The 9,181-nt window shown below is 73.2% G+C and carries 9 protein-coding genes; 2 read left to right on the top strand and 7 right to left on the bottom strand.

Annotation, left to right across the window (positions count from 1 at the left end; translation table 11 throughout):
* The 3 genes from ACF089_RS30235 to ACF089_RS30225 are packed head-to-tail and all read right to left on the bottom strand — an operon-like array spanning window position 1 to window position 1,744.
* Window positions 1–411, bottom strand: a complete 411-nt coding sequence (locus tag ACF089_RS30235; protein ID WP_392033425.1) for an MmcQ/YjbR family DNA-binding protein — start codon at window positions 409–411, stop codon at window positions 1–3.
* Entirely contained in the window at window positions 408–1,349 is a 942-nt protein-coding gene (locus ACF089_RS30230; RefSeq protein WP_392033422.1) for a transglutaminase domain-containing protein, read from the bottom strand. Before ACF089_RS30230 ends, ACF089_RS30235 begins: the two co-directional genes overlap by 4 nt.
* Complete coding sequence (locus ACF089_RS30225) at window positions 1,346–1,744, bottom strand: hypothetical protein (RefSeq protein ID WP_392033419.1); 399 nt, start codon at window positions 1,742–1,744, stop codon at window positions 1,346–1,348. The genes ACF089_RS30230 and ACF089_RS30225 overlap by 4 nt, the downstream gene beginning before the upstream one ends.
* A gap of 126 nt (window positions 1,745–1,870) precedes the next feature.
* Between ACF089_RS30225 and ACF089_RS30220 the strand changes: the two genes are divergently transcribed.
* Both ACF089_RS30220 and ACF089_RS30215 read left to right on the top strand, forming a co-directional pair.
* Entirely contained in the window at window positions 1,871–3,058 is a 1,188-nt protein-coding gene (locus ACF089_RS30220) for a hypothetical protein (RefSeq protein WP_392033416.1), read from the top strand.
* 41 nt (window positions 3,059–3,099) lie between these two features.
* Window positions 3,100–3,501 carry a VOC family protein gene (locus tag ACF089_RS30215; protein WP_392033413.1) on the top strand — a complete coding sequence of 134 codons (402 nt, stop codon included), beginning with the start codon at window positions 3,100–3,102 and terminating at the stop codon, window positions 3,499–3,501.
* Window positions 3,502–3,683: 182 nt separating this feature from the next.
* Here the strand turns inward: ACF089_RS30215 and ACF089_RS30210 are convergent, their stop codons facing one another.
* The 4 genes from ACF089_RS30210 to ACF089_RS30195 are packed head-to-tail and all read right to left on the bottom strand — an operon-like array spanning window position 3,684 to window position 9,028.
* On the bottom strand, window positions 3,684–4,499 hold the full coding sequence (locus ACF089_RS30210; protein WP_392033410.1) for a hypothetical protein: 816 nt from the start codon (window positions 4,497–4,499) through the stop codon (window positions 3,684–3,686).
* A complete protein-coding gene (locus ACF089_RS30205; protein WP_392033407.1) occupies window positions 4,493–6,331 on the bottom strand; it encodes a B12-binding domain-containing radical SAM protein in 1,839 nt (612 codons plus the stop codon). Before ACF089_RS30205 ends, ACF089_RS30210 begins: the two co-directional genes overlap by 7 nt.
* Entirely contained in the window at window positions 6,321–7,715 is a 1,395-nt protein-coding gene (locus ACF089_RS30200) for an alkaline phosphatase family protein (protein ID WP_392033404.1), read from the bottom strand. The genes ACF089_RS30205 and ACF089_RS30200 overlap by 11 nt, the downstream gene beginning before the upstream one ends.
* Window positions 7,712–9,028 (bottom strand): GTP-binding protein, encoded by a 1,317-nt coding sequence (locus ACF089_RS30195; protein ID WP_392033402.1) that lies wholly within the window; start codon window positions 9,026–9,028, stop codon window positions 7,712–7,714. The genes ACF089_RS30200 and ACF089_RS30195 overlap by 4 nt, the downstream gene beginning before the upstream one ends.
* Window positions 9,029–9,181 lie beyond the last annotated feature (153 nt).

Raw genomic sequence — 9,181 nt, 5'->3', positions numbered from 1 at the left:
TCAGCCGGGGAGTTGGTCGCGGACCTTGCGGGGGAGCTTGGCGACGACGATGGCGTAGGACTCGTCCACCCAGTCGAGGCTGAGTTCCACCGGGACCCGGCCGTCGTAGTAGACGGTGTTCGTGAGGCGCTTGTTGGAGTAGTAGCCCGGGACCACCGACGGGTAGGCGGCGCGCAGGGCGAGCGACTCCTCGGGGTCGTACGAGAAGGTGGCGTACTGCGGGTCCGCGTCCTGTCCGACCATCAGGAAGATCTTTCCCGCGATGCGGTAGCAGGTGGTCTGCGGGCCGAAGACGTTGTCGTGGGTGACGCCGGGCTTCGCCATGCAGTGGGCGTGCAGCACGTCGGACGGGAGTCCGCCGGGCGGGTCCTGGTCCGCCGGCGGCCCGGACGGGCGGTCGTTGGTGGTCATGGGGTGCTCCCGTGGGCGTGGTACTCGGTGACGTAGGAGACCCGGGGTTCCGCGCTCCCGTGGGTGGCGGGGGGCACGAACTCCCCGGAGATCCGGGTGACGAGGCCGGTCAGCGGCTGGGTCACCGGGGTGTCGTCCGGGACCGAGGTGGACCATCGGGCCATCGCCGCCATGATCATGGGGTCGAACGGAACCCACTCGCCTGCGATCCGGACGTCCGCCCAGTGGTGGGGCGTGGAGAAGGGCTCCGCGACGATCAGGCCGAACGACCGGCGGGCCTCGTAGCCCAGCTCCCGGGCCTCGCGCAGCAGCAGGGTGGAGACTCCGCCGCAGTCCGCGATGCCGGTCGCGCGCATGAAGTCGGCGTCCCAGCGGATCGACTCGGCCAGCAGGAAGAAGCGCAGTCCGGCGATCTCGCGGAACAGCGCGGCGAGATCGGCGGGGAGTTCGGGCGCGGCGGGCGGCGGGACGCTCTCCAGGACCACGGGCGGCGGCTCGTCCAGCGGGCCGAGGGCGATCTCGCGGCGCTCGCCGCCGGGGAGGGCGAACCGATAGCGGCACAGGCCCTCGTGGCCGGGGTCGGGGCAGGCGGGCACGTACTGGAGGCGGTGGCGGCCGGGGCCCCGGCGGACGCGGGCCCAGGAGCGGCCCCAGGAGCGGATGGCCACCCGCTGCACCGAGGAGAGCCCGAGGTGGAGGGCGATGTTCCCGAGGTCCAGTCCGTCGTAGCGCGGCTCGCCGTCCACCTCGCGGCTGCTGAGTCCGGCGCGGGCCAGCCGTTCGAGGAGTTCGGCCCCCACGCCGTGCTGGGTTCTGGCCTCCCAGCCGCCGCAGGTGTAGCTGCGGTGCTCGTCGGGGATCCGGGCGACATCGGCCAGCAGCTCGTCGATCACCGCGTCGGACGCCGTCGCGGGGATCCTGGCGGCTGCGGACGTCACGGCTCGAGCACTCCGGAGATCCTCAGGGTGACGTCGAGCCCCTCGGCGCCCGAGTGGCTGATCCGGACGTCGCCGCGGACCCGGCGGTAGGACTCCGTGCCGCCGGTGACGGCGAGCAGGCCGAGCTGGTCCTCCACGAAGCCCTGGGCCGTGACACAGCCGCCGGGCAGCTCCATCGTCACATTGAGGTGGTAACTGCGGTCGGACGCGAGGGTGCACACACCGGCGTCGCGGCCCACGACCGTGCCGTCGGAGTCCACCAGGTCGTCGTAGAAGACGAAGTGGTCGCCCAGGGTGGTCTTGCCCTCCTCCTGCGCGAAGAGGTGGAAGCCCTGTCCGACGGAGAGAAAGCGCAGCACGCGCTCCTCGGTCGGCGGCTGTGTCCCGACGGTCATCGCGCTCTCCCCGCTGCCCTGTGACAGGCGCCTCTCCAGTGGACGCCCCAAACATAACCACCACGTTGACTATAGTCAATCCCCCTCCTAGGCTTCCCCTGACACCAGTTGAAGGGCAGGTCATCCATGCAGCTCGGCGCCGCGCGGCTCCAGGTCATCGGCTTCGGTCCCGCGGCCCTCGGCATCCCGGTCGCCGCCGATCGCGCCGGGCTCCTCGACGAGCTGATGCGGGACGGCTGCGTCTTCCTCGACCGGCGCGCCCGCCACGAGTGGCGCAGCCTCGACTATGACATCCCCTCCAACTCCGCGGCCGTCGACTTCCTCGACGGACTCGCCCCGGACGGCCGGCTCCGCGCGGCGCTGCGCTCCCCGGAGGGCCGCGCCCTCGCCCGGGCGTCCGACCGTCCGGTCCCGCTCCGGCTCGCCGCCCGCTTCCTCGCCCGCACCGCCCGCGAGGTCGCCGACTACACCCTGCGGTTCAACCGCGCGCACACCCTGTTCTCCACCCCCGTCGACCATCTCCTCGTCGACGAGAAGGGGCTGTTCCACAGCCGCGACGCCCGGCGGCGCACCCTCGCCCTCTCCCGCAGCGCGGTGATCGCGGTGGGCGCGCGGCCCCTGGCCCCGAGCGACGGCGGGCCCTGGGAGGTCACCTCGGAGGCGATGCTGCGGCGCGAGTGCGACACGCTGTGCGCGGCGGCCGTCCGCGAGGGTGCCGCGATCCGCGTCCTCGGCGGATCGCACAGCGCCTTCTCGGCGGTCGGGCTGCTGCTGCGCGAGTGGGGCGACGGGCTGCGCCCGGGTCAGATACGGGTGGAGACCCGCGGCGAGGTCCTGGTCTACCGCCCGGGCGGGCCGGCCGCCCCGGCCGGCGCCGTCGCCACCGTCGACCCCGACACCCGCGAGATCAACCGGTTCGCCGGGCTGCGCGGCGAGTCGGAGGAGATCTACCGCGCGGTGCTGCGCGGGGCCGAGCCCCGGGTGCGGCTGCTGCGCGGCGGCGAGGGCGAGGCCCCGGCCGCCGCGCCCCGGCTGACGACCGCCCCGCCCCGGCTGACCATCGCCGCGACCGGATACCGGGCGCGCAGACTCCCGGTGCTGGACGCGGACGGCCGGCCGCTGTTCGGTCCGGGGGACATCGCGGTGGACGACCGGGGGCGGGTGCTGGACCGCGAAGGCCGTCCCGTGCCGGGGCTGTTCGGCCTCGGACTCGGCCACTGCTCGCCCCGCTCCCCCGCCTCCGGGGAGTATCCGATGGCGGCGGTGAACATCTTCCACGGGCGGGCCGCGGCCCGGATCGTGGGGCGGCTCTGAGTGCTACTTTGACGTTCTGCGAGCCAACGAAAGGAACGTCTGTGCACTGCAGTTATGTCCGCCTGATGGTGGAGGACTACAAGGCGTGTTTCCTCTTCTATCGCGATGTGTGCGGCTTCTCCGTCCTCTGGGGCGACGAGGACAGCCGATACGCGGAGCTGGATATGGGGTCGGGCACCCACCTGGCGATCAACAAGCGCGAGGTCATGGCCGAGGCGCTGGGCACCCTGCGCGCCGGGTCGGAGCTGCCCGGCCAGGACCGGTTCGCGCTGATCCTGGAGACCGACGACGTGGACGCCACCGCCGCCCGGCTCCAGGCCGCGGGCGCCACGCTGGTCAAGGAGGTCCAGGACTGGCCGGGCTGGGGCATCCGGGCCGCGCACTTCCGCGACCCCGACGGCTATCTCGTCGAGATCAACTCCCCGCTCGCGCCGGCGGAGTGAACCCCCCGGACCGTCCCGGCGAGAGCCTCCCCGGCGGGATCCTTCCCGGTGAGATTCCCGCCCGGTGATGTCCTGCCCGCCGAGGCAGCTCCACCGAGGCAGCTCCGGTGGGACGCTCCGGCCGAGACCGCTCCGGAGGCACCCCTTTGGTGAGACGCTCCGGCCGTCACCGCTCCGGTGACTCAGCGGGCGGTCAGCGGGCGGTCCTGGACATAGGTCAGACCCAGCCGCAGGGCCGTCTCGGCCTTCGCCAGCTCCGCGCCGAGATACCCCGCGTGGCTGGGTTCCCCCGGCCCCAGCAGCTCATGCTCGATCGCCCCCAGCAGCAGGGCCTCCGCGCTGTGCCCGACCAGCTCCCGGCACTGGGTGAAGTCCTCCCCGTAGTGCCGCAGCACGATCCGCCGCCGCGCGGCGTCCACCGTCACCACGAAGTACCCCGCCCCGGCCGCGCTCAGCAGCCGGCGGCGTCCGCCGGGGGCCAGCCGGACCACGCTCGGACCGCTGCCGGCCAGCGCCTCGGCGAGCCCGGCCGTACGGCACGGATCCGCTCCGGCCGCCGCGCGCGGCTGGGCGTCGAGCACCGAGGCGAGGCGGGTCTCGTCCGCGCAGCCCCGCAGATCGACCATGGTCACCCGGCGGCGGAACTCGGCCACCACACCGGGCCGCAGGGTCCGCAGATACGGTTCGTGGCCGAGCGCGCCGATGATCCGCCCGGTCTCGTCGACGCCGTTCGCGGCCAGTGCCAGCAGACTCTGCCCGGGACGGAACAGCTTCGACTCCCGGCCCGCGACCACGAGCCGGTGCACACCGTCCCGGGCCACCACGGCCCGTACCAGCTCCTCGATGCCGACGTTCGCCGTGGCGAGCGGGCCCGCCCCGGCGACCCTGGGATGTGCGGCGATACGGGCCGCCAGCCGCCGGTCGTCCAGGGTGCAGACCGCCAGGTCCCGGCCGGTCCCGGGCACACCGGAGTCCGGCGGGGCGGCCCCGTTCACCATGTCGGCGCGCCCCCGTTGTAGCTGCGGGGGGCGCCGCCCGGCTCCGGGACGGGCAGGGTGGAGCTGATCTCGGCGACGTCGAGACCCAGCCGGTGCAGCCGCATGCCGGTCCTCAGCTGTCCGCTGCGGATCGCGTCGATGCAGCGCCGGAACCGGTCCTCGACCTCCTCGACCTGGCGTCGCTGCTTCGCCGCGTCGAGCCGTCCGGAGAGCACGTCCTCCAGGTTCTCCATGAAGAAGGCGTAGTTGGCGAGTCCCATCTCCTGCCGCCGCGCGTGCAGGAAGTCCTTGAACTCGTCCAGTTCGGCCACGGCCGCCGGGATCTGGTGGAAGCGCCGGTAGAGCCGGGAGACGAAGGTCTGCACCACCACGTTGAAGGTCTCGAACTCGAAGACCGCGGACTGGTCGGTCAGGACGCCGCGCTGGTGGTAGTCGTCGTTGTTGTAGAGCGAGGCGTAGTGCACGGCGAGCGCCTGCACCCGCTCGTCCTTGAAGCGGTAGTCGTACGGGTCGAGCACCTTGCGGTAGTTCTCCCCGAGCAGCCCGTCCGCCTCCATCTTCGTCACGATCGAGGTGCCCGGGTACACCTCCAGCCGCTCGGTGAGCCGCCGCAGATTGTGACCGGCGTGCGAGCGGAGGAACTGGGCGTTCTCCACGAGGGTCTCCACCGTGGCGTACGGGTGGAAGGGGATGAAGCCCATCGCGAGATAGATGCCGTGCTCGCGGAGCATCCGGATGACGGTGACGTTGTCCTCGACGGTGGCGCGCTTGTCCCAGAGCAGCAGCTCCTCGGCCACCCCGGACTCGATGCCGACGTTGACCTTCTCCAGACCGCTGCGGACCATGAGATCGAGGAGGTCGTGGTCCTCCGGGGTGTCGTGCCAGTTCTCGGCCCGCATGCAGACGTTGTAGTAGATGTCCAGGCCCCGGTCGAGGATGCCCTGGGCGATGGCGCGGACCCGCTTCTTGCCGACCCGGCCGCCGTCGGGGTCCTCGAAGGTGGAGTCGACGAAGTCCAGGGTCCGGAAGTGGTGCTCCTTGACGAGGTGCTCGACCTCGTCGACCACGGACTCGGCGCTCCGGCCGCGCCACGCCTTGCCCGCCTGGACCCGGTTGCCCAGATTGGGCGCCGAGCAGAAGGTGCACTGCGCGACACAGCCGCGGCTGGTGCTGACGCGTACGTACTCCAGCTTGTTGCCGTGCGCCTTGAGCTGGTCCCGGGCCGGGTACGGGAGGACGTCGAGATCGTGGACGAGCGGGCGCGGCGGATTCTGCCGCAGCTCCCCGTCGGACCTGCGGTAGGCGATCCCCGGGCAGTCCTCGACGCTCTCGCCCAGCGCGAGGCGCTGCACCAGGTCCAGGATGAGCGGCTCGCCCTCGCCGACGGCGACGAGGTCCGCGTACGGATTGCCGCGCAGGACGTCCTTGCCGGTGAAGGTGCCGGCCGGGCCGCCGCAGGCGACCACCACGTCGGGCAGCTCCTCGCGCAGGGCCTCGGCGAACTCCACGCAGCTGGGCACGTTCAGGCTCATCAGGGTGAAGCAGACGAGTCTCGGGCCGAACGCGGCGATCTCCTCGACGGCCGTGCGGTGGCTGCCGTGCTCGACCTCGCGTATCTCGCAGGTGAAGCCGACCTGGCGCAGGACGGCGGCCATGTAGGCGACGCCCAGGTGCTCGGGGGACATCACGAGGTCGCCGTCGAGGAGGATCACGAAGCTGACCCGGAAGGCCGCCGGGTCGGTGACGCGCTCGTCCAGCGCGATGGTGAAGTCCCCCGGTCTGGCCCGGCGGACCGGCTCGATCGGCAGGGAGGTGATCGCGTCAGTGCTCATCCCGGATTCCTCTCGTGGTGCCCGCGCTGACGGGCGCCGAGGTGTCGACGCCCCGCATGTCCCGGCCCTCCATGGAGGGCGCGGAGTCGATGCCCAGTCCGGCGAGGACGGTCGGCATCACATCGCGCATGTCGACGCCGCCGCGCCCCCGGTCGCCGCGGCACCAGAAGGTGGCGTCGTCCCGGGTGTGGGTGCCGGTGAAGGGTCCGGGGACGACGAGGTCGTCGGTGGACCAGGCGCCGCGGATCTGCACTCCGGGCGCGGGCATGGCCACCAGGTCGGGGGCCCGGTCGGCGACGGGTCCCGCGTAGTGCCGGTCGCCGTGCAGCACCTCGGCGACCAGCGGCCGGCCGGGGCCGCCCTCGGTGACGGAGCCGTCGTCGGCGCGGCGCAGGGACAGCAGCCGGCGGGCGATCTCGTCGGCCGTGCCGGGGGCGATCTCCCGGCCGCGCGGCCGCCGCCCCCGGCGGTTGAGATGGATCCTGCCCGGGTCGAGGGCGAAGGCGGTGGTCCGCTCGTCGATCTCGGTCAGGGAGGCGGCGCCGGAGGGGAGGGCGAGATATCCGGCCCGGCGCAGCCAGGCGTTGAGGTAGAACTGGGTGTCGGCAGGCCCGAATCCGTGGTCGCTGACGATGGCGAGACCGCCGTCGCCCGCGAGGGCGACCAGTTCGGCCACGGCCTCGTCGACCTCGCGGTAGAAGTCCATGATCCGTCCGTGCAGCGGCGCGGCCGGGTCGACGACCTGGGCCCACAGGAAGTGGTGGACGCGGTCGGTCTCGGTGAACACGCAGATCGCGAGCGCCCAGGGCTCCTCGGTCAGCAGCATCCGGAACGCCCGGCGGCGGGCGCGGAGCGCTTCGACGGCCCGGTCCAGGAAGCCGGCCGGATCGCTCGCCGCGTCGCCGACCTCCACATCGAGCTGATAGCCGAGGGCGCTCAGGGGTTCGCGGAGCCGGGGCGGCGATACGGCCCGGTCGAAGTCGGGGGCGACGAAGCCGGAGACGACGGCGCCGTGGACGGGCGGGGCGGGGTAGCTGCCGGGCACGTTCAGCACCAGCGCCGGGACGCCCGCCGCGGCGGTGGCCTGCCAGACCGGGGTGGCCGCCAGGTCCTGGACGTTGGGGAAGTAGGTGCGGTAGCTGTCGGGTTCGGTGTCGATGAATCCGTAGACGCCGTGCCGGCCGGGGTCGGCGCCGGTGAGGAAACTGGCCCAGGAGGTGGAGCTGATCTCGGGGACCGGCGCGCGCAGCGGCCGGAGCGTGCCCTGCGGGAGCAGGGCGGCCGTCCGGGGCATGACGCCGTCGTCGGCGAGGGACCGGAGCAGCCAGTGGGGCACCCCGTCCAATCCGATGACCAGGGAGCGCGAGTGGGCGGGGGCGGTCATACGGACTCCTCGGCGGTCGTCGGGAGCGGGGCCCGGCCGGGGGCGGCCGGTTCCGGGTCCACCCGGTCCACCACGCCGAGGGCCAGGGCGTGGCCGTCGTCGTCGCAGAGCATGAAGCGGCCGAGCGGGGCGCAGTCGTGTACGGGGTCGGCGGGCGCGGCGGTGTCCAGCAGCAGCCGGACCTCGGCGAACTCGGTGAAGCGGACGGGGCCTTCCCCGGGGAGGGGGGAGAGGGTCGCGCTGTTCCAGCGGCGTTCGATCCGTTCGACGCGCGCGGGCGCGGAGGCGGCGGCGTAGCGGACGACGCAGCGGTCGCCCTCGGCGACGACGGTGGTGTCGCTGGTGGACAGGATCCGGGTGTGCCAGGTCCGGCCGCTGGTCATGGGCTGGTCCGGCGGCGCCAGTACGGTGCCGGGGGCGGGCTCCGCCCCGTCGAAGAGCAGGCCCACGCTGTCGCCTCCGGTCGCCTGGTCGAGCGCTGCCTCCCCGAACCGTTCGATGGTGCGGACGACGCGGCGCGCGCCGGTGCTGTCGGCGAGGACCGCGCCGGGGCGCAGGGTGCCGCTCTCGACCCGGCCGGCGATACGGCGGTTGCCGGGCGCGCCGACGACGGTCTGCACGACGAACCGGGTCAGGGCGGAGCGGGACCGCTCCTGGCCCAGGCCGTGGAGGGTGTCGAGCAGCGGGCGGCCGGTGTACCAGGGCAGTTCGGCCGGGGCGGGGGCGGTGATGTTGTGTCCGGCGACGGCGCTGACGGGGACGGTGGCGGAGAGCCGCAGGCCGCAGTCGGCGGCCAGTTCGGCCATTTCGCGGGCGACCCTGCGGAAGCCGTCCTCGGCGTAGCCGATGAGGTCCATCTTGGTGACGGCGCAGACCACGGTGGTGACGCCGAGGAGTTCGAGGACCCGCAGATGGCGGCGGGTCTGGTCGGTGGTGCGGGCGAGGCAGTCCACGACGACGACGCCGAGGTCGGCCCGGGACGCGCCGGTGGCCATGTTCTTCAGCAGGGCGAGATGGCCGGGGACGTCGATGAGGACGTAGCGGCGGGCCTCGGTCTCCAGGACGGCCTGGGCGGTGTCGAGGGTGAAGAGGTCGGCGCGTTCCTCGCTGAGCCCGTCGAGCAGGAAGGCCAGTCCGCCGTCCTCGATCCGGGCGCCGAGCCGGTCGGCGGTGATCGCTCCGGTGTCGTGCAGCACCCTGCCGAGGAGGGTGGACTTGCCGTGGTCGACCTCGCCGACGAAGGCCACGTGCAGTGTGTCGGCCGGAGCCGTGGCGGGCGCGGTGTCCGGCACGGTGGTTCGCGGGGTTGTCATGTGGTCTCGTTTCCGGTCGAATCCGGTCGGTTCACGGTGGGTTCGCAGTCGGTTCGGGTACGGCGAGGCGGTACGGCGGGGGGCGCGAGGTGCGGGGTGCGGGTGCGGGGTCCGGGGTCCGGTGGGACGCCGGGCGGCGGTGGAGCGGGCGCG

Source organism: Streptomyces sp. NPDC014894, assembly GCF_043080985.1.
Classification (GTDB): domain Bacteria; phylum Actinomycetota; class Actinomycetes; order Streptomycetales; family Streptomycetaceae; genus Streptomyces.
Note: the sequence above shows the minus strand (reverse complement) of the source record. Positions and strands in the feature narration are given on the sequence as shown.